We start from the raw sequence: 22,644 nt of genomic DNA on the forward strand, positions 1-22,644 counted from the left end.
CATTGCGGTCGCCGTACAATAGGTTTATTCGCGGGCAGAGGGGGTGAACGAGTGTTTGATCTGGACGACGCCATAAGGATGGAAGATAAACCGAACGACCTGCTGACGATCGGCGAATTGCTCGTTGACATGATTTCCGACGATTACGACGATGCTTTCGAATGCGACGGATATACCAAATTTTTTGGAGGCTCTCCCTCCAATATTGCCATCAACGTCAAAAGGCTCGGCATTCGCTCCCATATCGCCGCAGCCGTAGGCGAGGACGGGTTGGGGACCTTTCTGGTGAACCGGCTGCGAATGGCGGGTATGGGTACGGACGGGATACAGCGAATCGACGAACCGACCAGTATGGTCGTTGTAACGAAAAGCAAAGCAACGCCCATTCCCGTCTTTTATCGGGGGGCGGACTACCAGTTGGTTTACAACCAATCGCTGGACCGCGTCTTGAAGAACTCCAAGGCGGTTCACTTTTCGTGCTGGCCGATCTCGAGAGTCCCGTCCCGCCGCGCGGTCGAACGGGCGATCGAAGAAGCGAGGGAACACGGATTGCTGATCGGCTTCGACCCCAATTACCATCGCATGATTTGGCAGCGGGACGAAGATGGCGTTGCGTATGTCAAATCCGTAATCTCGAAGGTCGATATCGTCAAGCCGTCGGAGGACGACGCCGAACGGCTTTTCGGACCGGATTCGCCTATCCTTCAAGTCGAGAAGTTTCTGGAGCTGGGCGCCAAGCTGGTTATTATGACCTTGGGCAAGGATGGGGCCATCGTGTCCAACGGAAGGGAAACCGTTTCGTTCAGCTCGCTGGCAACGGAAATCGAAGATACGACAGGTGCCGGCGATGCGTTCTGGTCCGGCTTCTACGCCGCTCTCGTCAAAGGGTATACCATCAAGGAGGCGTTGCGGCTCGGCTTTGCCGTCAGCGCCTATAAATTGAAATATAGGGGCGCGGTAGTGAATTTGCCCGGCTTGGAGGCAATCCAAGAACAATTCGGCCTGTAAGGGGTCAGGAGGCTTACGAATGACGCTGAAAAATCAAGTGCAGCTGATCACCTACCCCGATTCCATGGGGGGAGATTTAAAAGCGCTGCACCGGGTTCTTCTGGACCATTTCTCGGATATATGTACAGGGGGCGTGCATATCCTTCCTCCGTTTCCGTCTTCCGGAGATCGCGGGTTCGCTCCGCTGACCTACCTGGAGGTCGATCCGGGGTTCGGCTCCTGGGACGATATCCGGGCGATCGGGGAACGTTTCGACATTTTGATCGATTTGATGGTCAATCATATTTCAAGGCAATCGCCCTACTTTGAGGATTTCCTCGCCAAGGGACGGTCGTCCGCTTATGCCGATTTGTTTTTGTCGCTGGATAAAATCTGGGAGGGCGGAGAGCCGGTTCAGGCGGATATCGACAACATGTTTTTGCGCCGTCCGCGGCCGTATTCCACCTATCCGACCGGCGAAGCCGGGGAGGAAATCAAAGTCTGGACGACGTTCGGCAAAACGGACCCTTCCGAGCAAATCGATTTGGATATCCGCTCGCAGCGGACGAAACAGCTGTTAACCGAGTTCTTTACTCATTTTAAAAAACAAAACATTAAGATCGTCAGGCTGGATGCAGTCGGCTATGTCATCAAAAAACGGGGGACAAGCTGCTTCTTCGTGGAGCCGGACATCTACGCGTTTCTCGATTGGGTGAAGGAAATGGCGGATTCTCTGGGGATCGAGCTGCTGCCGGAAGTGCACGCCCATCACAGCACCCAGTTCAAATTAGCGGAGCACGGGTATTGGATTTACGATTTCATCCTGCCGTACCGGGTGCTCGAAGCGCTGCTTCGCCGCTCCAGCCGAGAGCTGTACCGTTACTTGAACGTTCGTCCGCCCAAGCAGTTCACGATGCTGGATTGCCATGACGGCATTCCCGTCAAACCGGACCTGGACGGTCTCATCGACACCCGGGAAGCGAAGGAATTGGTCGATCTGTGCGTGGAAAGGGGCGCGAACCTCAGCTTCATCGTATCGGATAAGCATAAAGCGGAGGACGGTTTCGACGTTCATCAAATTCGCTGCTCTTATTACAGCATGCTTAATGGCGATGATGATGCGTATTTGGCGGCCAGAGCGATTCAATTTTTCGTGCCGGGCATTCCCCAGGTTTACTACGTAGGCTTGCTTGCCGGCGAGAACGACTTCGCGCGCGTAGAGGAGACCGGAGAAGGGCGTGAAATAAACCGCCACAATTACAGCTTGGCGGAAATCGAACAAGCTCTTGAAAAGAAGGTCGTCCAGCGGCTGCTCAAGCTGATTCGCTTTCGGAATACGTACGATGCCTTCAACGGCGAGTTCCGTATGCTTCCATCGGCGGACGACGAGGTGCGGCTCTCCTGGCATAAAGAGAAGACGAGCTGCGATTTGCGGGTAGACTTGAAAACGTATCGAGCGGTCATTCAATACGTTGACGAAAAAAACGGCACAATCGAGTATACGGTTTAATTATTCCTTTCAAAGGGGCATGAGCGCATGGCAACCCTGCAAGCGAGCTTTTTCTCGAAATCGATGAGAAGGGAAGTAACGTTTCACGCGCTGATTCCGGTGGACCGTCCGGAAATTCCGGGAATGCCGCCGGTGGAAGCCCGACCGATGAAGGCGTTGTACCTGCTGAACGGGTATTCGGGAAGCTGCTCGGATTGGATCACGTTCTCGCGTATCCGGGAGCTGTCGGACAGAGGCAACGTCGCCGTCTTCATGCCTTCCGGAGAAAATCATTTTTACGTGGACGATGAGGACAAAGGAGAGCTGCACGGAGAATATGTGGGCAATGAGCTGGTGTCGTTTACACGAAACCTGTTTCCGCTCAGCTCCGACAGAGAGGATACGATGATCGGCGGCTTGTCCATGGGCGGCTATGGCGCGATTCGGAACGGGCTGAAATATGCGCATCACTTCGGCCGGATCTTGGCCTTGTCGTCCGCGCTGCTTCCCTACAGGATCGCGAACGCCCCTCCGGATTATCAGGACGGCGTGGCCGGCTACAATTATTTTAAGAGAGTGTTTGGCGATTTGGACCGCCTCCTCGGGAGCGACAAAGATCCGGAGGCGCTTGTCATGCGCTTGAAGGAAACAAACGCCGACATGCCGCAGATTTATATGGCTTGCGGCACGGAGGACTTCTTGCTCGACGTGAACCGGCGGTTCCATGAATTTCTGAATCGGGAGAATATCGTCCACACGTACAAGGAAAGCGCGGGCGCCCATACCTGGGAGTTCTGGAACGGCTCCATCGGCCCGGCTTTGCAATGGGCTCTGGGAGACCGGGTCTCCGTATAAGCGGCGAAGGTCGCGACCGGCGTTTGCACCTTCCTTTATTTGGTATTATTCATCGGGTTTACTCGGAATTATAATGGAGGAGGACGCGTGATGGAAGGAGAGCGCACGATATCGTGAAGAATAGCATCGTTTACAAGTTTTCGGCTGCGCTGACCGTTATTCTTGGCATTCTGTTTACCGTCCTCCTCCTGAGCAACCTTTATTCGCTGGAGGTCGTTCGGAATCAATCGCTGAGCAATTCCCGGAATACGTTATCGATCTATGTCGGGAACATCCATAGCATGCTGAACATCTACTCCAAAGACTTGATGGAAGTGTTCGAAACGAATATCGATGCCGCAATGGACGATTGGACCGCCGGCGATAGCGGCCGGTATTTCAAATCGGTTCAGCTGAGGAATGCGTTAAAAACCAAAACGTCCGGCAGCTTTTCCAGCGACGGCATGTTTATTAAACTCCCTGATAACAGGGAGTTTATTGTGCAATTCGGAAGCCGCGTTTCTTCCAAAGAAAAATTGCCGCTCAACGATTTTATGATCAAGCACGATTTCAAACCGAAGCCGGACGGAAACACGGATGAATGGACCCATTTCGAAATTCATGGAGCGCATTACTTATTCAAATACATGACGTATTCGGACATCAGCTTCGGAACGTTCGTTAAAGCGGATACCTTGCTGTCCATCGTGAAGGGGGAGGGGGCCGATAACGACCGTTATGTCATAAGCGACAGATCCGGCGCCGTTCTTGCCTCAACGAATGACGACCTGAACAAGGGTACTGACGATTTAACGATGGACGGTTTAATGAAGCGGTACGAGAAGACCCATCTGTTTATCTCGCAGCCGATTGGCGAATTCGGTCAAATGACGAAAATAGTGGCCAAACAAAGCGTATTCTCGGGGCTGAAGCTGATCCAGTGGATCATTATTGCCCTCGGGATTGTTTCCGTCGTCGTCGTTCCACTCGTATTGCGAACACTGGCGAGAGGGATCGTCAGACCGGTTCTCGAGCTGGTGAAAGCGGCCAAAGAAGTCGAGAACGGCCAACGCGAGTTTCCCATTCCCCATGGGCGTTATTCCATGGAATTTACGAAATTATTTCATTCGTTTCACTCCATGGTACGCGAAATTACCGATTTGAAGATCCATACCTATGAAGAGAAAATCGAAAGAAGCCGCGCGGAATTGAAATATTTGCAAATGCAGATCCGGCCTCATTTTTTTCTGAACGCGATTTCGACCATCTCCAGCTTGACGTATCAGAACAAAAACGAGGAAATCCGGCAGCTCATTCTTCATTTGTCCGAGCATCTGAGATACAGGTTCAAAGGCGGATTGATCCTGGTCCCGATCCATGAGGAAATCAAGCATGTGGAGCATTATATTCGGATGCAGGAGATCCGTTATCCCGACCAAATCTTTTACATGACCGACATCGATTCCGACGCGGGGCAAGTCCCCATACCGCAATTTTTGCTCCAGACGTTCGTCGAAAACATTTTCAAGCATGCGATGATCTACGGGAAGATGCTTTCGATCTTTATAAGGGCGAGCAAGGACACGATGGAGGACAAGCCATGCGTCAAAATCGTCATTGAAGACAACGGGGAGGGCTTCCCGCCGCATGTCTGGAAGACCGCCGAAGCACCGGCACACGATCCGATCGAGAGAGGCGATCGGGTGGGGATCGCGAACATACGCAAAACGCTTCAACTGCTTTATAAAAGGGACGACCTGCTGACGTTATCGAACGCGGAGCCGTCCGGCGCCAAGATCGAACTTCGGGTGCCGGTCCCGGAAACGCGCGAACTCGCACCGAAGGGGGAGCGACATGCGCTGCATGTTGATTGACGACGATATACCGACCGTCGAGGTTCTTCGCGATATGCTGGACTGGCACAAACTCGGTATCGTGCAAGTCGTGACGGCCCACAATATCCAAGATGCGAAATCGGGGTTCGAATCGGGTGTGCCCGACCTGATCATTTGCGACATCGAAATGCCCCGTGGCTCCGGTTTGGAGATGATCCAGTGGGTCCGGGACAATCGATACGACTGCGCTTTCATTTTCTTCACCTGCCACGAAAGCTTCGAATTCGCTTCGACAGCCATTTCCTACAACGCCGATTCGTATGTGGTGAAGCCGTTCGACCAACAAAAGCTGGAGGCCGTATTGCTCAAAGCGGTCGAGACGATCAAGCAAAAGAGGCTGCTCGGCGAATACAGCAGGCTTGGCGAGGCCTGGCTGAAAAATAAAGATTTGGTGGAGAAGAGCTTCTGGAGAGACGTATTGTTCGCGATTATTCCGCCTAGGCCGGATTTGATTCAAGTGGAGATCCGCAAGAGGGAATTGTCGCTCGCCGCGGACGGCCGGTACGTATTATTTCTTGTCAGCGTCACGAAGACCGAAATCGAGACGGAATGGGAGGACAGCACGTTTCAGTACGCACTGAGCAATTTGAGCTCGGAAGCCTTGTTCAAGCGTCCGAATCATGACCGGGTGATGGCTTATCAAACGGACGATCATTATTATCATGCCGTTATTCTGGACGGAGACGCCGATCCCGACAGCTTGAAAGCCGATGGAGAGCGGCTTATCCGGCTGTGCAGGCAATATTTGAAATGCGTTGCTACCTGCTATATCAGCGAGGAAATGGCGATCTCCAAGCTGGCGAACGCCAAAACGGAATTGGAGCGGTTGGACGAATCGAATCTCATTTTCAGAGGGACCCTTCATTTCCGCAAGGACGCGTTCCGGTACGATACGAACGATCCCTATATGCTCGATATCGATCTGTTTACGACGTTATTTGTCCAGAAGGAGAACGTACAAATCGTAAACCGGTTGAAAAAGGAGCTGGAGGCGCTTGCGAACCAAAACAAACTGGACCCGCAAACCCTTTACTCGATTCGTCAAGATTTTCACCAGGTGGTGTACGCGCTTCTCGCCAGAAACAATATCCAGGCGCACCGGCTTTTCGAAGAGGAGGTCGCCAAGCGCCTCTTTCAAAAATCCGATAACAGCGTCTTCGACTTCATGAAGTGGGCGCATTTCATAACGGAGAAAACCATTGCCACCATCGACGAAACGAGGCAATCCGAAGGAGTCGTCGAACGAGTCAAACGGTTTATCCACGAGAACTACAATCGGGACCTGAACCGCGATGATGTTGCGGCTACCGTATTTTTGACGCCGGATTATTTGGCCAAGACGTTCAAGTCGGAAACGGGCCGCACCATCAAGGAATACTTGAACGAATATCGGATTAAGGTCGCCAAGCGGATGCTGGTCGAAAGTACGGCGAGCATCGGATATATCGCGATGGACACCGGTTTCGACTCGATCTCTTACTTCTCGACGGTGTTCAAGAAGGTGACGGGAGAAACGCCGAACGCCTACCGTGAAAAGCATAGCTGATTACGCCCTGTACGGCAGATCGCGAATGAAAACTCTACTTCCCGAACGGAGGTGGAGTTTTCGAGCGTTATCACGAAAACGAACGGGACGACCGCTTGTTTTTGAAAAATCATTTCGTTTTTTTAAAAGTCATGCCGGCTTTGAATAGGTAAACTGAAAGCGTATCAACAGACGAACAGGGGGCTTGAATATGGCAAGCAAAAAGAGGCTGATACCGCTTCTGTTATCGACGGTCGTATGCACCGCGATGTTGGCGGCTTGCGGCGACGATTCCGCGAAATCGCCGGGCCAATCGCAGGACGCTCCTGCCGGCACGAACGCCAAGGTCGAAACCATCGTATTCGCCATGCCGTCGTTTAACCGAATTCCGAACGATTGGAGCAAGGTAACGAGCGCCATCAATACACTTACAACGGAAAAAATCGGCGTGAAGGTGGATTTCAAAATGTACGGGCCGGCGGAATACGCACAGAAGGTCAACTTGGCGCTGCAGACCGGCGAGCAGATGGATTTGTTCACGACGCTCGGGCAATTTACGAATTACGTATCGAAAAATCAGCTGTATCCGTTGGACGAGCTGCTCCCCCAATACGGGAAGGAATTGATGGCGGTACTGGATAAGGATTTCGGTCCGGGGCTGCTGAAATCGACCACGATGAACGGACATATTTACGGGGTCCCCGTGAACAAAGGGATGTCTCTTCCGGTCAATTTCGTGTATAACGCGGACATGTTGAAAGAGGCGGGCTACAGCGCCGACAGCATTAAATCGATAGAGGATCTTCCCGCTGTCTTCGAAGCCGTCAAGAAGAAATATCCGGATGTCGTTCCTTTCGGTCCTCTCAATGTAAACCCGAGCGATACGATGCTGATGCTCCTGTTAAGAGGAGCGAATCAAGTCGATTTCTTGTCGGACACGACCGGGGTCGGGGCCGTGATCGGCAATGACGGCAAGGTCGTAAACTTCTACGAAACGGACATCTTCAAGAACGGCGTCAAAATCATGAGGGATTGGTTTGTCAAAGGATATTTGCAGAAGGATGCCGCGTCGTCCTCCATCGCTTTCCCGGAAATGATCGCTTCCGGACGCGGTTTCTCCTTTTTGGGAGGATACAGCGGCATGGAAGCGGGGAAAGCGCTCAGCGCCCAAACCGGGAAGCGCTTGGAGATGAAACGGATCGCCCCCTATTATTTCGAAACCGGCTCCGCCAATCTTGTCAGCTGGATGGTTTCAAGCAAAACGAAAGCGCCCGAGGCGACCGTCAAGTTTCTCAATATGCTGTACACCGATGCCGAGCTGATCAATACCATTCTTTACGGGATCGAAGGGGAAGATTACATCAAGGTGGACGAGCATCATGTCAAATTGCCGGACGGGAAAGATGCTTCCACCGTTCCTTACACGGCCATGCTGAGTACGGGGATCGTCGGCTCCGAATCGTTGCAGTATCAGCTTGAAGGCGTGAACTGGTCGGACGTCGAGCTGAAGCTGAAGGAAAATAAGAGCACCCGAAAATCTCCGTATTTCGGCTTTATTTTCGACCAGAGCAAGGTGAAATCGCAAATGAGCGCCGTGAGCAACGTAGTGAACCAATATTTGCCGGGACTCGTGTGCGGCGTACTGGATCCGGATACGACCATCCCCAAATTCGTGCAGGCGCTGAACGATGCGGGCGCCCAAACGATTATTCAGAACAAGCAGATGCAGCTGGACGAGTGGGTCGCTTCGCAGAACAAATAACATCGATTGATATCGTCTTGCCGAGGGTCTGCACCGGGCCCTCATGGCAGGATGGAGGTGATTGCAGCCATGACTGCCGAAAGGAAAAAATCGAAATCGACCGGTCTGAAGAAGACGCTGCCGCTCTTCCTGCTGGCCGCCCCGGGGTTGCTCTATTTTCTAGTAAACAACTACATTCCGATGTTCGGCCTATTCATTGCTTTTAAGGATGTGGACTACGCCAAAGGAATATTCCGGAGCGACTGGGTCGGTTTCGACAATTTTCATTTTCTGTTTCAAACGAGCGATGCTTGGATCATGACCCGAAACACGCTGCTTTATAATGCGGCCTTCATCGTATTCGGGACGCTTCTCTCGCTTCTAATCGCCATCCTCATGTCGGAGCTGCTGAACAAAGTCTACTCGAAGCTGTACCAGTCGGGCTTGGTGCTTCCGAACTTGATATCGATGGTCGTGCTGTCGTATCTTGTGTTCGCGTTTCTCAATGCGGACAGCGGATTCATCAATCGCTCCGTGCTTCGCCCCTTGGGCATTCCGGAGATCAATTGGTATTCGGAGGCGGCCTATTGGCCCTATCTGCTTGTGCTCATCCACCTGTGGAAAACGGCAGGCTACGGGTCCATCGTATACTTTGCGTTTATCGCCGGGATCGACAAGAGTATTTACGAAGCGGCGAAAATAGACGGCGCCGGCAAGCTCAAGCAAATTCGGATGATCACCCTGCCGCTTCTGAAGCCCACGATCGTCATCCTGGGCTTGATGTCGGTCGGCCGAATATTCAACTCGGACTTCGGCCTGTTCTATCAGGTTCCGATGAATGCGGGAGCCTTGTACAGCACGACGCAGACGATCGATACCTACGTGTACCGCGCGCTTATGCAGGTGAACGATATCGGAATGTCCGCCGCCGCGGGACTGTACCAGTCGGTGGTCGGTTTCATGCTTGTGATCCTTGCGAACGCCATTGTCAAAAAGGTGAACAAGGACAACGCCTTGTTCTAGGAGGACATGGAATGATACAAACCAGAGGGGAACGCGCATTTACCATTTTCTCTGCGGTCGTCATGGGCGTGTTGACCGTTGCAGCTTTTCTGCCTTTCATCTTAGTCCTGGCCGCTTCCTTTACCGACGAATCCGCTTTGATACGAGAAGGATACCGCTTTTTTCCGAGTGAGCCGAGTCTGGATGCCTATGTCTACATGGCGTCGTCATCGTCCACCTTCCTTCGGGCTTATGGCGTCTCCTTCTTGGTCACGATCTTGGGGACGGGGATCGGTTTGCTGATCACCAGCATGCTCGCCTACCCGATGTCCAGAAAAGACTTCAAATACCATAACGTACTTGCGTTTGCCGTCTTCTTTACCATGCTGTTCAGCGGAGGCGTCGTTCCCTCCTACATTCTTTGGACCAAATATTTGCATGTGAAGGATACGCTCGCCGCCTTGATCGTGCCCAATTTGTTGACCAACGGCTTCCATGTTCTATTGATCAGGAATTATTACAAAAACAATGTGCCTGTCGATCTCATTGAATCCGCCCAAATCGACGGGGCGTCGGAACTGCGGACGTTTTTCCGGATCATGCTGCCCTTGTCCGTGCCCGTCATGGCGACCGTCGGATTGTTTATGGGGCTGGCCTACTGGAACGATTGGATCAACGCGCTTTATTTCGTCACGAAGCCCCAGTATTATGGCATCCAAAACTTGCTGATCCGATTGATGAACAATATCCAATTTTTGAAATCCAGCCAGGCCAGCGGCATTCTCGGAGCAAACGCGACCGAGCTTCCGAGCACGGCCATTCGAATGGCTATGGCGGTCATCGGGATTGTACCCGTCTTGGTCGTCATGCCGTTCCTTCAGAAATATTTAATGAAAGGCGTCGTAATCGGGGCCGTTAAAGGATAAGCGAATGGAAAGGAGATTGCAGGATGAACGTTCAAGAAGTAATCGACCGGGTGCTGTTGGACTCCTGCGGCGGGCGAAAGCTGGAGAAAACTTGCGATGTGCTGATCAGCGGCGAACCGGACATGGAAGTAAAGGGGATCGTCACGAGCTTCATGGCGACCGTCGACGTGATCCGGGAAGCGATTGCGGTCGGAGCGAACATGATTATTACGCACGAACCTACTTACTACACGGGGTTTGACGAGTTGGAATGGCTGCGGAAGGATCCCGTCTACTTGGCCAAACAGAAGCTGATCGAAGATCACGGAATCGCCATTTGGAGATATCACGACCATATGCACCTCGCGAATACCGATCGGATCTATGATGGCCTGATTAAGGAACTCGGCTGGGAGAGCAATCGGATCGACCAAAGCTCGCCCTGGTGTTACGAAATCGAGAAGACGACGTTGGTGGATCTGGCATCTTTTTTCCTGCAGAAGCTGTCCATGAACGTGTTGAGGATCGTCGGCAATCCCGATATGACGTGTTCCCGAATCGGGATTCTGGTCGGCGGCGGCAGCTTGGGTCTGGGCAGGGAGCAAATGCCGATGGAACTTATGAGGGACAAGGAGCTGGACGTCATGATCTGCGGCGAAATTACGGAATGGACGTTATGTGCCTATATCAATGATGCCGCTATGCTCGGATTCCATAAAGGCATGCTGATCGTCGGTCATGAGCGCACCGAAGAATGGGGAATGAAGCATATGGCGGAGTGGCTGCGGAAGCTTGTAGACGGTATTCCGGTCACCTTCGTCGATGCGAAAGAGCCATTCCGCTACCTATAATCGTGAACTTCCCTTTCGATTGCCCCGTCTTATAGCCGGGGTCTTTTTTGCGTTCGGTGTCGACCTTATTTTGGAAAGGAGATCGGCGGACCTACCCCGATATTTTTTTTCGAACGTTTTCGTATAGAATAGAAGAAGATGATATAATGGATGGATAACGAATCGATCCATTTTTTGTCGAAAGAGGGGAAATGATGGAAGCATCCGTCTATACGCTTCGCGACGTTCCCGCGGAGGAGCGTCCCCGCGAACGCATGCTGCAAGTGGGGGCGCAAGCGCTCAGCAACGCCGAGCTTCTGGCGATACTGCTGCGAACCGGAACGATCAACGAATCGGCGGTCTCGCTCGCCCAGCGCCTGCTGGTCGAATCGGGCGGCCTGCGCCGGCTCGTCGAGATGAGCACGGAGCAACTGACCGCGCTGAAAGGCATCGGCGCCGTCAAGGCGCTGCAAATTCAGGCCGGCATCGAGCTCGGCCGAAGGCTCGCCCGCACGACCCGGCCCGAAACCGTTACGATCCGCTCCCCCCAGGATGTGTCACTCCTCTTGACGGAAGAACTCCGCTATTTGCAAAAAGAGCATTTCGTCTGTCTGTTCCTGAACACGAAAAACCATGTCATCGGACAAGAAACGTTGTCGATCGGCAGTCTGAACGCGTCGATCGTCCATCCGCGCGAGGTGTTTCTCGCGGCGATCAAGCGAAGCAGCGCCTCGATCATATGCGCGCACAATCATCCGAGCGGTGATCCGACGCCGAGCCCGGAGGATATCGACATTACGCGCCGACTCGTGGAGGCCGGCTCCGTCATCGGCATCGACGTGCTCGATCACATCATTATCGGCGACCGAACCAATGTCAGTTTGAAGGAACTAGGGTTGATGTAATATAATGAAATGACGGACTATATGCGTCGAAGTACATATGGGTCCGTCCCGGTGGACGAAAGGAGACAAGCATCTAATGTTCGGTAGCTTCTCGAAAGATTTGGGTATCGATTTGGGCACGGCGAATACGCTCGTGTATGTCAAAGGAAAAGGAATTGTGGTCAGAGAGCCATCCGTGGTCGCTCTGCGTACCGATACAAAAACGATCGAAGCGGTAGGCGAAGCCGCGAAGAAGATGATCGGCCGCACGCCGGGCAACATCCGTGCGGTCCGTCCGATGAAGGACGGCGTCATCGCCGACTTCGAGACGACGTCGACGATGATCAACTACTTTTTGCGCCAGGCGCAAAAGCAGCGCGTCTTGTTCCCGCGCCGTCCGAACGTGATGGTATGCGTGCCTTCCGGCATTACGGCCGTGGAGAAGCGGGCGGTCGAGGACGCGACGAAGCAGGCGGGCGCCCGCGAGGCGTACACGATCGAGGAGCCGTTCGCGGCGGCGATCGGCGCGGATTTGCCGGTGTGGGAGCCGACGGGCAGCATGGTCGTCGATATCGGCGGCGGCACGACGGAGATCGCCGTCATCTCGCTCGGCGGCATCGTCACGTTCAAGTCGATCCGGGTCGCCGGCGACGAGATGGACGAGGCGATTACGCAATATATTAAGAAGATGTACAACCTGATGATCGGCGAGCGGACCTCCGAGCAGCTGAAGATGGAGATCGGTTCGGCGCTCATGATGGAGAAGCCGGAAACGATCGAGATTCGCGGCCGCGACCTCGTCACCGGTTTGCCGAAGACGATGGCCGTCACGTCCGACGAAATTACGGAGGCGCTGGCCGACACGGTCAACAATATCGTCGACGGCGTCAAGGCGACGCTCGAGAAGTGTCCGCCGGAGCTGTCCGCGGACATTATGGACCGCGGCATCGTCCTGACCGGCGGCGGCGCGCTGCTGCGCAATTTGGACAAGCTGCTCGCCCGCGAAACCGGCATGCCGGTGCTCGTCGCGGAAAATCCGCTCGACTGCGTAGCGATCGGAACCGGCCGTGCGCTCGAAAACATTCATCTGTTCCGGACGAGACCGGGATCTACCGCCAAATCCAGACGCTAATCGTTACGACAGCGCCGGAAGCGTCGCGCCGACGGGAGAGCGGCGCGCGAGTCGAGCTTCCGTACAGACCGTTGGAAGGTGTTCGCTTTGTTTAAATGGATGGGGAATAAAAGGCTCCTCGTGCTCATGTCCGGCGTCATCGTGTTCGTCGCCCTGATGGGCTTCACGTTCGGCGGCAGGGGAACGATGTCGTGGCCGGAAGGTTTTTTGAAAGATACCGTCACTTGGGTTCAAGGATGGCTGAACAAGCCCGCTCGCTCCGTAGCGGGCTTCTTTGAAGATGTGCGCCGGCTGTCCGTCCTGTACGAGGAGAACCGCCAGCTGAAGCTGACGCTGACGCAATATGCGAAGGATACGGCCAGGCTCAACGACCTGGAGGCGCAAAACAAGCGGCTGAAGGAGGCGCTCGGCTTCACCGAACGCCAGCAGCAGTCCAACCAGTACAAATACCGGATCGCCGAAGTGTACGCGTCGAGCCCGGACCCGTTCAACAATACGATCGTCATCAATTTGGGCGAGAAGGACGGCATTCAGGCGAATATGGCGGTCATGTCCGTGGAAGGGCTGATCGGGCGGGTCGTGAAGGTGTCCCCGTTCTATTCGAACGTCCAGCTGCTGACCGAGCTCGACTCGAGCGCGGCCAAGGCGATCGCCGTGACGGTGAAGGGGCGGGAGAACGAGTCGTTCGGCATTTTGGAAGGCTACGACCGGGAAACCGGGATGCTCATCATGAACAAAATTCCGAAGGCGGACCAGCTGACGAAAGGCGACATCGTCGTGACGTCCGGCGTCGGGCAGCTGTTCCCGCGCGGCATCGAGATCGGCGAGGTCGTCTCCCGCGACGAGGGCGATTTCGGCATAACCCATACGGCGCTCGTGAAACCGTTCGCTTCGTTCAATCATTTGCGCGAAGTGTTCGTCATCGAAGTGCCGGGGCTGTGAGGTGAGTCGTGCGCCGCTACGGGATAACGATCGTATTGTTCGTCTTGTTTTTGCTGGAAGGAACGATCCTCGAATGGATCATTCCGCCGGTGTGGCAATCGACCGTCCTGGTCGTGCCGCATGTCGTCTTCGTCGGCGTCCTGCTCGTCGGCCTGTTCAAAAACCGGTACCAAGCGCTCGGCTACGGCCTGGCGTTCGGGATGCTGCAGGACTTCATCTATTACGGGCACGCGCTCGGCGTCCACTCGTTCAGCATGGGGCTCGTCGGCTACGTGGCGGGGCTTGCCTTCCGCGCCGCTTCCCGCGGCGTCGTCATCAGCCTGATCGCCGCCGCGCTCGGATCGTTCGCCTACGACTCGCTCGTGTACGGCATTTACCGGTTTTTTCTAGGCGTCGTCCGGCTCGACTACCAATGGACGTTTTTGCACCAAATACTGCCAAGCATGCTGTTCAACGCGCTGATCGCGCTTCTTCTGTATATGCCCGCGCGCAAATGGTTCGAGGACGACGAGGCGAGCCGGGAGCCGGAAGAAAAATGACAACGGGGCTTTACGCGGGAGACGGATCGGCTCGAAGCGAAATGCCGGGTGGGGGTGAGGCGGATGTCGGCGCCGGAAACGAAGCATCGCGTTACGATTAAAGGAGTCAAGGAAGGCCTCGTCTTCGTGATCGACGATTCGTGCCCGTTCGAGGAAGCGATACAGGAGCTGACGCACAAGCTCGACAAAACGCACAGCACGATATTGACCGGTCCGGCCGTTCACGTACAGGTCAGGCTGGGGAAGCGAACGGCGACCGAAAGCGAGAAGGAAACGATCAAGGACATTATCGGCCGGAAAAGCAATTTGCTCGTGCAGAGCATCGAATCGGACGAGCCCGGATCCGATAAACGGGAGCAGCAGCTGAACCGGATTTCGGTCCTGAAAGGCATCGTCCGGTCGGGGCAGACGATTCGCCACGAAGGGCATCTGCTCTATCTCGGGGACATCAACCCCGGCGGCACGCTGCTGTGCACCGGGGATATATTCGTGCTCGGCGCGCTGCGGGGAATGGCGCATGCCGGCATCGACGGCAACGACCGAGCGGTCATCGCGGCGTCCTACATGCGCCCGACCCAGCTGCGCATCGCCGACGTCATCAGCCGTCCTCCGGACGAATGGGGAATCGAAGACGCCACGATGGAGTTCGCTTACATCCACGAGGGCAAGATGGAAATCGACAAAATCAACCAACTTCACCGGTTGCGGCCGGACCATCCGTTCGGCGGCACGTAAAGGAGATGATTCCGCATGGGAGAGGCAATCGTCATTACTTCCGGCAAGGGCGGCGTCGGCAAGACGACGACGTCCGCCAATTTGGGCACGGCCCTGGCGCTGCTCGGCAAAAAAGTTTGCATGGTCGACACCGATATCGGCCTGCGTAACCTGGACGTCGTGATGGGACTCGAAAACCGGATCATTTACGACCTGGTCGACGTGGCGGAAGGCCGCTGCCGGCTGCAGCAGGCGCTGATCAAGGACAAACGGTTCGACGAGCTGTACATGCTGCCGGCGGCGCAGACGAAGGACAAGCACGCCGTCTCGCCGGAAGCGGTGCGCGACATGGTGCTCGAGCTCAAAAAAGAGTTCGAGTACGTCATCATCGATTGCCCGGCCGGCATCGAGCAAGGCTTCAAAAATGCGGTGGCCGGCGCGGACAAGGCGATCGTCGTGACGACGCCGGAGCTGGCCGCCGTGCGCGACGCGGACCGGATCATCGGGCTGCTCGAGCAGGAGAAGGTGCACGGTCCGAAGCTGATCATCAACCGCGTCAAGGCGACGATGATGAAAAAGGGCGAGATGCTCGACATCGACGAAATTTGCTCGGTGCTCGCGATCGATCTGCTCGGCATCGTCCCGGACGACGAAGCGGTCATCAAATCGGCGAACAGCGGGGAGCCGACGGTCATGAATCCGAAGTCCCGCGCCGCCATCGCTTACCGCAACATCGCGCGCCGCATTCTCGGCGACACGGTGCCGCTCATGCCGCTCGAGGAGAAGGACGGCGTCCTGCGGAGAGTGAAGAAGTTTCTCGGAATGGGATGAGACGACGTTGCTCGACAAACTGAAGAAAACGGACTGGTTCATCGTCATTTTGCTTGCGCTGTTCATGGCGATCAGCACGCTCGTCGTGCACAGCGCGACGGCGAACGATCCCTCCTTTCAAGGGACCGACGTCAAAAACGTCATCAACTACGGGATCGGGTTCGTCGTCTTTTTTTGCGTCATGCTGTTCGATTACCGGCTGCTCGTCAAGATCGCCTACTATTTGTACGGCTTCGGGATTGTGCTGCTCATCGCCGTCTATTTGTTCGGGGCGGAAAAAAACTCGGCGAAAAGCTGGTTTTTGCTTCCGTTCGGCTTCAACTTCCAGCCGGCCGAGCTCGTCAAGCTGCTGACGATCATCGCCGTTGCCGCCTTTCTCGCGCGGCGTAACGGAGAGCCGCTCCGGTTCTGGAAGGAAGTCGTCCCGATCGGGCTCATGGTGGCGCTGCCGGTCGGGCTTATCGTCATTCAGCCGGACCTCGGCAACGCGATCATTTTCATCGTCTTCCTGCTCGTCCTGTATTGGATCGGCAACATCAAATATACGCACGTGCTGATCGGCACCGTCCTCATAGGCGGCTCCATCGCCCTGTTCTTTTACTTGTTCCAGCTGTACTACGACCCGGTCGTTCAGTATTTGAAGGATAACGATATGGGCGAATGGGTGCACCGGATCAACCGGATCCATACGTTCGTCGATCCCGAGGCGGCGTCGGCCGACGCGAAGTACCAGGTGCACAACTCGATGCGCGCGATCGGCTCCGGCGGGCTGACGGGCGAATCGTACATGAACGGCGATTCGATCCAAAAAGGGTTCATCCCGCTGCCGTATTCCGACTCGATCTTCGTCGTCATCGGCGAGGAATTCGGCTTCGTCGGCTCGTCCGTGCTGCTGCTGCTGTACTTCCTGCTCATTTATCGGATGATCTACATCTCGATTCAAAGCCAGAACCGGACCGGAGCCTACATCATCGTCGGCATCGTCTCGATGTACGTGTTCCAGGTGTTCGAGAACATCGGGATGATGATCGGCATCATGCCGCTGACGGGCATTACGCTGCCGTTCGTCAGCTACGGGGGCACGTCGCTCCTCATCAACATGATGGCCGTCGGCATCGTCGTCAGCATTCACGTGCACCAGGAGCAAAAGTCGCTGTATTGAAAAACGTCCCTTGCCGGGGCGTTTTTTGACGTTTAGCGGAGGAGCGGGAATCGGGAGGCGGGACTGTCATAGCCCTTGTCCGCCCCTCATAGGATGTAGGGAGAAGCCTGTCTGCATCCCCCGCGTGGGACGCGGAGAATGAGGGGGAACGCCGCATGGAAATCAAATCGAACGTCCGTCAGCGACGGTTGGACCGTATGAAGCAAATCGTCGCCTCCGATCACGGGGGGCGGCTTGACGCCGGAGAACCGGCGGGAACCGCCGGCGGAAATCCTCGTCCGCCGGCCGGCGCAGGACGGTACGGGAGCGGGATGGCGCCGGACCGGCGCATCCGGAAGGGCGCGGCGGAATCGGAAGGATCGCCGGGCTATCGCGCGGACGGGCCGCTCCCGGCCGGGGAGCGGCTCGACGATCGGTTCGGCGGTCGGTTCGACGACCCGGAGTACGTCTGGAAACGGCAGGAGCGCGATCGGTGGTCGTCGTGGGAGAGCCCGAGCGTGGGCGGTCGGGGCGGCACGTTCGACGACGGAGGACTAAAGCCGCCGTCCGTCAGGCAAATATGGGTCAAGCTCGGCATTAGCGCCGTCCTGTTCGGTGCGGTATGGGGATTGTTCCGGATCGACCATCCGCTCGCCGACCGGGGGCAGCAGTGGGTGCGCGCCGCCTTGACGGAGGACTACGATTTCTCGTCCGTCGCCGTCTGGTACGAGCGGACGTTCGGCGGTCTGCCCGCCTTCCTGCCGGCGTTCCGGGACAAGTCCGGGCCGGAGGCGCAGAAGGCGAGCTCCACGGAGCTGCACAAGCTGTACGCGCCCGTCCACGGCAAAATCGTCGCGAAGGCGTCCGCCGGCGACCTCGGCATCACGCTTCGCACCGAGCCGGAGGCGCCGGTCGTGGCGCTCGACACCGGACGGGTGATCGCCGTCAGCACCGGCACCGACAAAGGGACCGTCGTCGTCGTCCAGCATACGGGCGGCCTGCAGTCGACGTACGGCTGGCTGGACCGGACGACGCTGAAAAAGCACGATTGGGTCAAAGGAGGGGAGCCGATCGGAAGCGTAACGACCGACCCTGCCGGCGGGGCGGGCAAGCTGTATGTCGCCGTCAAGAAGGACGACCAATACGTCAGTCCGACAGAAGTGGTCTCCTTTGATTAAATGGCGCGGCATCGCGATTCGCTTCCATCCGCTGTTCTCCCTGCTGATGCTCGCCGCGGTGGCGACCGGCTACTTCGTCGAGCTGCTCACTTTGTTCGCCATCGTGCTCGTCCACGAGCTGGGCCACGTCGTCGCGGCGAAAAGCTTCGGCTGGAACGTCATCCGCATCGAGCTGCTGCCGTTCGGCGGCGTGGCCGAGACGGACGACCGCGGCGGCTCGAGCGCGTTCCAGGAGGCGGCGGTCGCGCTGGCCGGACCGCTGCAAAACGTCTGGATGGCGCTGTTCGCCGTATTGATGGGCCGGCTCGGCTTATGGGACGCCGATTGGCGCGACTATTTCATCCAGGCGAACGTGATGATCGGGCTGTTCAACCTGCTGCCCATCCTGCCGCTCGACGGGGGAAAGGTGATGCAGGCGCTCGTCAGCCGGTGGCTGCCGTATTACCGGTCGCTCGTCCTGTGCAGCCTCGTCAGTCTGGTGCTGGCGGCGACACTCGGCTTGGCCGCTCTGCTCGGCGCGCGCTCCGGCGGCGTCCATCTCAATTTGCTCGTCATCGCCTTGTTCCTCTGCTACACGAATTGGCACGGTTACCGGAACGCGTCGTTCCGGTTCATCCGCTTCCTGATGAACCGCGAGCCCGTCATGGAACGTCTAATCGATAAGGGGACGCTGGCGCAGCCGATCGTCATTTACCGTCATCGCCAAGTCGGCGACATCGTGCGATTGTTCATGAGGGACAAGTACCATCTCGTCTACATCTTGAACGAAAAGGGCCGTATCCAGGCCGTCTTGCCGGAGCAGAAGCTGCTTTACGCCTTTTTTCAGCTGAACGCGCCCGGCAGTGCCGTTTCGGACGTTTTCGTGTTAGAATAGAAAAGCTATGACGTGAGGTGGTGAAGCTTCGTTTGAAACAAATCATCGTGCATTGCCGCGACGGCGTGACGCAGGTGGCGCTGCTCGAAGACCGGGTGCTGACCGAATTTTATTCGGAGCGTCCGGCGGAGAAACAGCTCGTGGGCGGCGTTTACAAGGGCAAAGTGGTCAACGTGCTGCCCGGCATGCAGGCCGCTTTCGTCGACATCGGGCTGGAGAAAAACGCGTTTTTATATATCGACGATTTGCTTCCGGCCCATTTGGACAAAATTCCGTCCGTCAAGCCTTCCATATCCGATCTCGTCAAACCGGGGCAGGAGCTGCTCGTGCAGGTGGCGAAGGAGCCGTTCGGTACGAAAGGGGCGCGGATCACGACCCATTATTCGATGCCGGGCCGATGGATCGTCTATATGCCGAACGCCGATTACGTCGGCGTCTCCCGCAAAATCGAATCCGAACAGGAACGCGCGCGGCTGAAGGAAGTCGCCGAACGGATGCGCGAATCCGGGGAAGGGATCATCATCCGGACCGTAGCCGAGGGCGAGTCGCTGGAAGCGCTCGAGCGCGATTTGAACGTTATGCGCAGCGAATGGAACAGCATCGTGGCGCGATTCGGCACCGCTCCGACTCCGGCCGTGCTGTTCCGGGAGCCCGGCGTGCTGGAGCGGGTCGTCCGCGACGCGTTCACCGACCAGGTGGACGAGCTCGTCATCGACGATCCGCTTCAGGGCGAGACGCTCGTCCGCCGCGTACGGGCGATGTCCGAGGAGCTGGCGGGCCGCATCCGCATCTATAAAGGATCGGAGCCGGTCCAGGTGGCGTACCGCGTGCGGGAGCAGCTCGACAAGGCGATGAAGCGGAAAGTATGGCTCAAAAACGGCGGGTATCTGGTCGTCGACCGGACCGAGGCGCTCACCGTCATCGACGTCAACACCGGGAAGTATACGGGGACCGACGATCCGGAGGCGACGGTGTTCACGACGAACGCCGAAGCGGCGGACGAAATCGCCCGCCTGCTCCGGCTGCGCGACATCGGCGGCATCGTGCTCGTCGATTTCATCGACATGACGTCGGACAAGCATCGCGCCGAGGTGGCGGCCCGGCTCGAGGAGGCGTTCAAGCGGGACCGGACGAAGGCGTTCGCCGTCGGCTGGACGAAGCTCGGCCTGATGGAAATTACGCGCAAGAAAGCCCGGGAAAGCTTGGACGATTCGATGCTCGCCGTATGCACCGTATGCGGCGGCTCGGGTAAAGTGCCGGTCGAGCGGGCGGCGTTTCACCGGCGCAAGCAAAACGAGCGCCGATAGTCGGCGTTTCGAAAACAGGTTGATTCGTGGGCCGGACTATGCTATACTACTTGGGTATGTGCGCTATCCGCACATGCTGTAACCGCTCGAATCGGGTAGCGAAGCGCGGAACGGGTCGACGGAACGAAGGTTCCGAAGACGGCCGCCACCTGGACTAGGCGAGTCTGAGACATGAGGAGGTGCGCAAGCAATGTATGCAATCATCGAGACAGGCGGCAAGCAGTACAAGGTGAAAGCCGGAGACGCGATCTACGTGGAGAAGCTGGAAGCGAACGAGGGCGACGTCGTCACGTTCGACCGCGTATTGGTCGTATCGAAGGAAGACGGCTTGGTAGCCGGCACTCCGCTCGTATCCGGAGCATCCGTTTCCGGTAAAGTGGAGAAGCACGGCAAAGGCGAGAAGATCATCGTGTTCAAGTACAAAGCGAAGAAAAACTATCGCCGCAAGCAAGGTCACCGTCAGCCGTACACCAAAGTGGTCATCGACAGCATCCAAGCGTAAGGGATGATGCCGCATGATCCGGGTGACGATTGAACGCAACCGCGACAGCGGGACGATTGAAGCTTTCTCGGTTACCGGACACGCGTTTTACGGGAAGAAAGGGCACGACATCGTCTGTGCCGGAGTATCCGCCGTAACGGTCGGCACGGTGAACGCCGTCGAGCGATTGACGGGCGTGGAGCTGCCGAACGAAATGCGCGACGGGCTGCTCAAGGTCCGCATCCCGGAAGGGACGGACGAAGGCCGAATCGGACAAATTCAGCTGCTTCTCGAATCGATGGTCGTCATGCTCCAATCGATCGAGGAAGCGTACGGGAAATATATCGTGTTGCAGCAAGCTTGATCAACGAACGAAGGAGGTAGACTACGATGTTGAAACTGAATCTGCAGTTGTTCGCCTCGAAAAAAGGCGTAGGCTCGACGAAGAACGGACGCGACAGCGTCGCGAAGCGTCTCGGCGCGAAGCGTGCGGACGGTCAAGCGGTAACGGCGGGAAGCATTCTCGTCCGTCAGCGCGGAACGAAGATCCATCCGGGCGCCAACGTGGGCCGCGGTTCGGACGACACGCTTTTCGCGAAAGTGGAAGGCGTCGTGAAGTTCGAGCGTTGGGGTCGCGACCGCAAAAAAGTGAGCGTCTACCCTGTGGAAACCGCTCCGGTTGCAGCCGCATCCGAAATGTAATACATCGCCTCCGGTCGATCGGGACCGGGGGTTTTTATTTTATACCCGTCATGCTATACTGTGTAAGAAGTTGACGCAAACGGGGAATTTCAATGAAACCAAACGCGAGACGATACGAATCGGATCGGAATGAAGAGCGAGACGCGGAGCGGGACGAGCTGTTCGTCCAGACGTTGAACCATATCCGCCACGATTGGCTGAACGACATTCAAGTGCTGTACGGCTACTTGAAATTGAAAAAATATGATAAACTGCACGATTATGTGGACACAATAAAAGAAAAGATGATCCGGGAAAGCGCCATATCGAAACTCGGCGTTCCCTCGCTGATCGTCTACTTGCAATCGTTTCGGGTCCGAAGCCGGTCGGTCCGGCTCGACGTCGAGCTGGAGCCGGCGTTTCAGCTGACCTCGCTTCCGGTCGACGCCGAGGCGGTGTCGGATACGATCATCGCCGTCATCGAGACGCTACTGCGTCATGTCGCGGTTCCGGCCGACGGCGACGTCAATCGGCTGAGGCTGGCGATGTCCGCCGAGGAGGACCGGGTCGTCATCGGGTTCGACTATGCCGGCGGCTATGACGATGCCGGCTTGCGGCGCGACCTCGGCGAGACGATGCGCGCTTCCGTCGCGGGACATCGGATCGCGAACGGAGCTACATACAACGAAGGCGGAGCGGCATTCTACATTTACGTGCCGCTGGGCGGTTAGG

General features: G+C 56.4%; 23 protein-coding genes and 1 other annotated feature. All 23 genes read left to right on the forward strand.

What is annotated here, in order from left to right:
• The first annotated feature begins 51 nt into the window (after positions 1 to 51).
• On the forward strand, positions 52 to 1,008 hold the full coding sequence (locus tag DLM86_RS22485; protein WP_110842310.1) for a carbohydrate kinase family protein: 957 nt from the start codon (positions 52 to 54) through the stop codon (positions 1,006 to 1,008).
• A 19-nt stretch (positions 1,009 to 1,027) separates the two neighbouring features.
• Complete coding sequence (gtfA, locus tag DLM86_RS22490; protein WP_110842311.1) at positions 1,028 to 2,497, forward strand: sucrose phosphorylase; 1,470 nt, start codon at positions 1,028 to 1,030, stop codon at positions 2,495 to 2,497.
• A gap of 27 nt (positions 2,498 to 2,524) precedes the next feature.
• Positions 2,525 to 3,331 carry an alpha/beta hydrolase gene (locus tag DLM86_RS22495; protein ID WP_110842312.1) on the forward strand — a complete coding sequence of 269 codons (807 nt, stop codon included), beginning with the start codon at positions 2,525 to 2,527 and terminating at the stop codon, positions 3,329 to 3,331.
• 113 nt (positions 3,332 to 3,444) lie between these two features.
• Positions 3,445 to 5,184, forward strand: a complete 1,740-nt coding sequence (locus DLM86_RS22500; RefSeq protein ID WP_245954829.1) for a sensor histidine kinase — start codon at positions 3,445 to 3,447, stop codon at positions 5,182 to 5,184.
• A complete protein-coding gene (locus DLM86_RS22505) occupies positions 5,165 to 6,751 on the forward strand; it encodes a response regulator transcription factor (RefSeq protein WP_110842314.1) in 1,587 nt (528 codons plus the stop codon). The genes DLM86_RS22500 and DLM86_RS22505 overlap by 20 nt, the downstream gene beginning before the upstream one ends.
• 190 nt (positions 6,752 to 6,941) lie before the next feature.
• Entirely contained in the window at positions 6,942 to 8,492 is a 1,551-nt protein-coding gene (locus tag DLM86_RS22510) for an ABC transporter substrate-binding protein (RefSeq protein WP_110842315.1), read from the forward strand.
• A 69-nt stretch (positions 8,493 to 8,561) separates the two neighbouring features.
• Positions 8,562 to 9,494, forward strand: a complete 933-nt coding sequence (locus DLM86_RS22515; RefSeq protein WP_110842316.1) for an ABC transporter permease — start codon at positions 8,562 to 8,564, stop codon at positions 9,492 to 9,494.
• An 11-nt stretch (positions 9,495 to 9,505) separates the two neighbouring features.
• On the forward strand, positions 9,506 to 10,399 hold the full coding sequence (locus tag DLM86_RS22520) for a carbohydrate ABC transporter permease (RefSeq protein ID WP_110842317.1): 894 nt from the start codon (positions 9,506 to 9,508) through the stop codon (positions 10,397 to 10,399).
• Positions 10,400 to 10,422: 23 nt separating this feature from the next.
• Complete coding sequence (locus DLM86_RS22525; protein ID WP_110842318.1) at positions 10,423 to 11,229, forward strand: Nif3-like dinuclear metal center hexameric protein; 807 nt, start codon at positions 10,423 to 10,425, stop codon at positions 11,227 to 11,229.
• A gap of 194 nt (positions 11,230 to 11,423) precedes the next feature.
• A complete protein-coding gene (gene radC, locus DLM86_RS22530; RefSeq protein WP_110842319.1) occupies positions 11,424 to 12,113 on the forward strand; it encodes a RadC family protein in 690 nt (229 codons plus the stop codon).
• 76 nt (positions 12,114 to 12,189) lie between these two features.
• Positions 12,190 to 13,224: a rod shape-determining protein gene (locus DLM86_RS22535; RefSeq protein ID WP_110842320.1), complete on the forward strand. Its 1,035-nt coding sequence runs from the start codon at positions 12,190 to 12,192 to the stop codon at positions 13,222 to 13,224.
• 87 nt (positions 13,225 to 13,311) lie between these two features.
• Positions 13,312 to 14,166: a rod shape-determining protein MreC gene (mreC, locus tag DLM86_RS22540; protein WP_281272181.1), complete on the forward strand. Its 855-nt coding sequence runs from the start codon at positions 13,312 to 13,314 to the stop codon at positions 14,164 to 14,166.
• Between the two features lie 8 nt (positions 14,167 to 14,174).
• Complete coding sequence (gene mreD, locus DLM86_RS22545) at positions 14,175 to 14,705, forward strand: rod shape-determining protein MreD (RefSeq protein ID WP_110842321.1); 531 nt, start codon at positions 14,175 to 14,177, stop codon at positions 14,703 to 14,705.
• Positions 14,706 to 14,768: 63 nt separating this feature from the next.
• Entirely contained in the window at positions 14,769 to 15,440 is a 672-nt protein-coding gene (locus DLM86_RS22550) for a septum site-determining protein MinC (protein ID WP_110842322.1), read from the forward strand.
• A 15-nt stretch (positions 15,441 to 15,455) separates the two neighbouring features.
• Entirely contained in the window at positions 15,456 to 16,250 is a 795-nt protein-coding gene (minD, locus tag DLM86_RS22555; protein ID WP_110842323.1) for a septum site-determining protein MinD, read from the forward strand.
• 7 nt (positions 16,251 to 16,257) lie between these two features.
• The gene (locus DLM86_RS22560; RefSeq protein ID WP_110842324.1) at positions 16,258 to 17,412 is read left to right on the forward strand and encodes an FtsW/RodA/SpoVE family cell cycle protein; all 1,155 of its coding nucleotides are present in this window, start codon (positions 16,258 to 16,260) and stop codon (positions 17,410 to 17,412) included.
• A 155-nt stretch (positions 17,413 to 17,567) separates the two neighbouring features.
• Entirely contained in the window at positions 17,568 to 18,569 is a 1,002-nt protein-coding gene (locus DLM86_RS31790; protein ID WP_146250273.1) for a M23 family metallopeptidase, read from the forward strand.
• Entirely contained in the window at positions 18,562 to 19,443 is an 882-nt protein-coding gene (locus DLM86_RS22570) for a M50 family metallopeptidase (protein WP_245954831.1), read from the forward strand. Before DLM86_RS31790 ends, DLM86_RS22570 begins: the two co-directional genes overlap by 8 nt.
• Before the next feature lie 32 nt (positions 19,444 to 19,475).
• Positions 19,476 to 20,750 (forward strand): Rne/Rng family ribonuclease, encoded by a 1,275-nt coding sequence (locus DLM86_RS22575; RefSeq protein ID WP_110842326.1) that lies wholly within the window; start codon positions 19,476 to 19,478, stop codon positions 20,748 to 20,750.
• Between the two features lie 70 nt (positions 20,751 to 20,820).
• Positions 20,821 to 20,926, forward strand: a sequence feature (ribosomal protein L21 leader region).
• A gap of 14 nt (positions 20,927 to 20,940) precedes the next feature.
• Entirely contained in the window at positions 20,941 to 21,252 is a 312-nt protein-coding gene (gene rplU, locus DLM86_RS22580; protein ID WP_110842327.1) for a 50S ribosomal protein L21, read from the forward strand.
• Positions 21,253 to 21,265: 13 nt separating this feature from the next.
• Positions 21,266 to 21,595 carry a ribosomal-processing cysteine protease Prp gene (locus DLM86_RS22585; RefSeq protein ID WP_110842328.1) on the forward strand — a complete coding sequence of 110 codons (330 nt, stop codon included), beginning with the start codon at positions 21,266 to 21,268 and terminating at the stop codon, positions 21,593 to 21,595.
• 26 nt (positions 21,596 to 21,621) lie between these two features.
• Entirely contained in the window at positions 21,622 to 21,933 is a 312-nt protein-coding gene (gene rpmA / locus DLM86_RS22590) for a 50S ribosomal protein L27 (RefSeq protein ID WP_110842329.1), read from the forward strand.
• Between the two features lie 92 nt (positions 21,934 to 22,025).
• Positions 22,026 to 22,643 (forward strand): Spo0B domain-containing protein, encoded by a 618-nt coding sequence (locus tag DLM86_RS22595; protein ID WP_110842330.1) that lies wholly within the window; start codon positions 22,026 to 22,028, stop codon positions 22,641 to 22,643.
• Position 22,644 lies beyond the last annotated feature (1 nt).

The organism is Paenibacillus flagellatus (genome assembly GCF_003217775.1).
Classification (GTDB): domain Bacteria; phylum Bacillota; class Bacilli; order Paenibacillales; family NBRC-103111; genus Paenibacillus_AB; species Paenibacillus_AB flagellatus.

Coding starts and splice junctions, on each gene's coding strand:
- DLM86_RS22525 (WP_110842318.1), top strand. CDS start 10,423: ATGAACGTTCAAGAAGTAATCGACCGGGTGCTGTTGGACTCCTGCGGC.
- DLM86_RS22550 (WP_110842322.1), top strand. CDS start 14,769: ATGTCGGCGCCGGAAACGAAGCATCGCGTTACGATTAAAGGAGTCAAG.
- DLM86_RS22505 (WP_110842314.1), top strand. CDS start 5,165: ATGCGCTGCATGTTGATTGACGACGATATACCGACCGTCGAGGTTCTT.
- minD (WP_110842323.1), top strand. CDS start 15,456: ATGGGAGAGGCAATCGTCATTACTTCCGGCAAGGGCGGCGTCGGCAAG.
- DLM86_RS22510 (WP_110842315.1), top strand. CDS start 6,942: ATGGCAAGCAAAAAGAGGCTGATACCGCTTCTGTTATCGACGGTCGTA.
- DLM86_RS22495 (WP_110842312.1), top strand. CDS start 2,525: ATGGCAACCCTGCAAGCGAGCTTTTTCTCGAAATCGATGAGAAGGGAA.
- DLM86_RS22515 (WP_110842316.1), top strand. CDS start 8,562: ATGACTGCCGAAAGGAAAAAATCGAAATCGACCGGTCTGAAGAAGACG.
- DLM86_RS22585 (WP_110842328.1), top strand. CDS start 21,266: ATGATCCGGGTGACGATTGAACGCAACCGCGACAGCGGGACGATTGAA.
- rplU (WP_110842327.1), top strand. CDS start 20,941: ATGTATGCAATCATCGAGACAGGCGGCAAGCAGTACAAGGTGAAAGCC.
- radC (WP_110842319.1), top strand. CDS start 11,424: ATGGAAGCATCCGTCTATACGCTTCGCGACGTTCCCGCGGAGGAGCGT.
- DLM86_RS22595 (WP_110842330.1), top strand. CDS start 22,026: ATGAAACCAAACGCGAGACGATACGAATCGGATCGGAATGAAGAGCGA.
- rpmA (WP_110842329.1), top strand. CDS start 21,622: ATGTTGAAACTGAATCTGCAGTTGTTCGCCTCGAAAAAAGGCGTAGGC.
- DLM86_RS22520 (WP_110842317.1), top strand. CDS start 9,506: ATGATACAAACCAGAGGGGAACGCGCATTTACCATTTTCTCTGCGGTC.
- DLM86_RS22535 (WP_110842320.1), top strand. CDS start 12,190: ATGTTCGGTAGCTTCTCGAAAGATTTGGGTATCGATTTGGGCACGGCG.
- DLM86_RS31790 (WP_146250273.1), top strand. CDS start 17,568: ATGGAAATCAAATCGAACGTCCGTCAGCGACGGTTGGACCGTATGAAG.
- gtfA (WP_110842311.1), top strand. CDS start 1,028: ATGACGCTGAAAAATCAAGTGCAGCTGATCACCTACCCCGATTCCATG.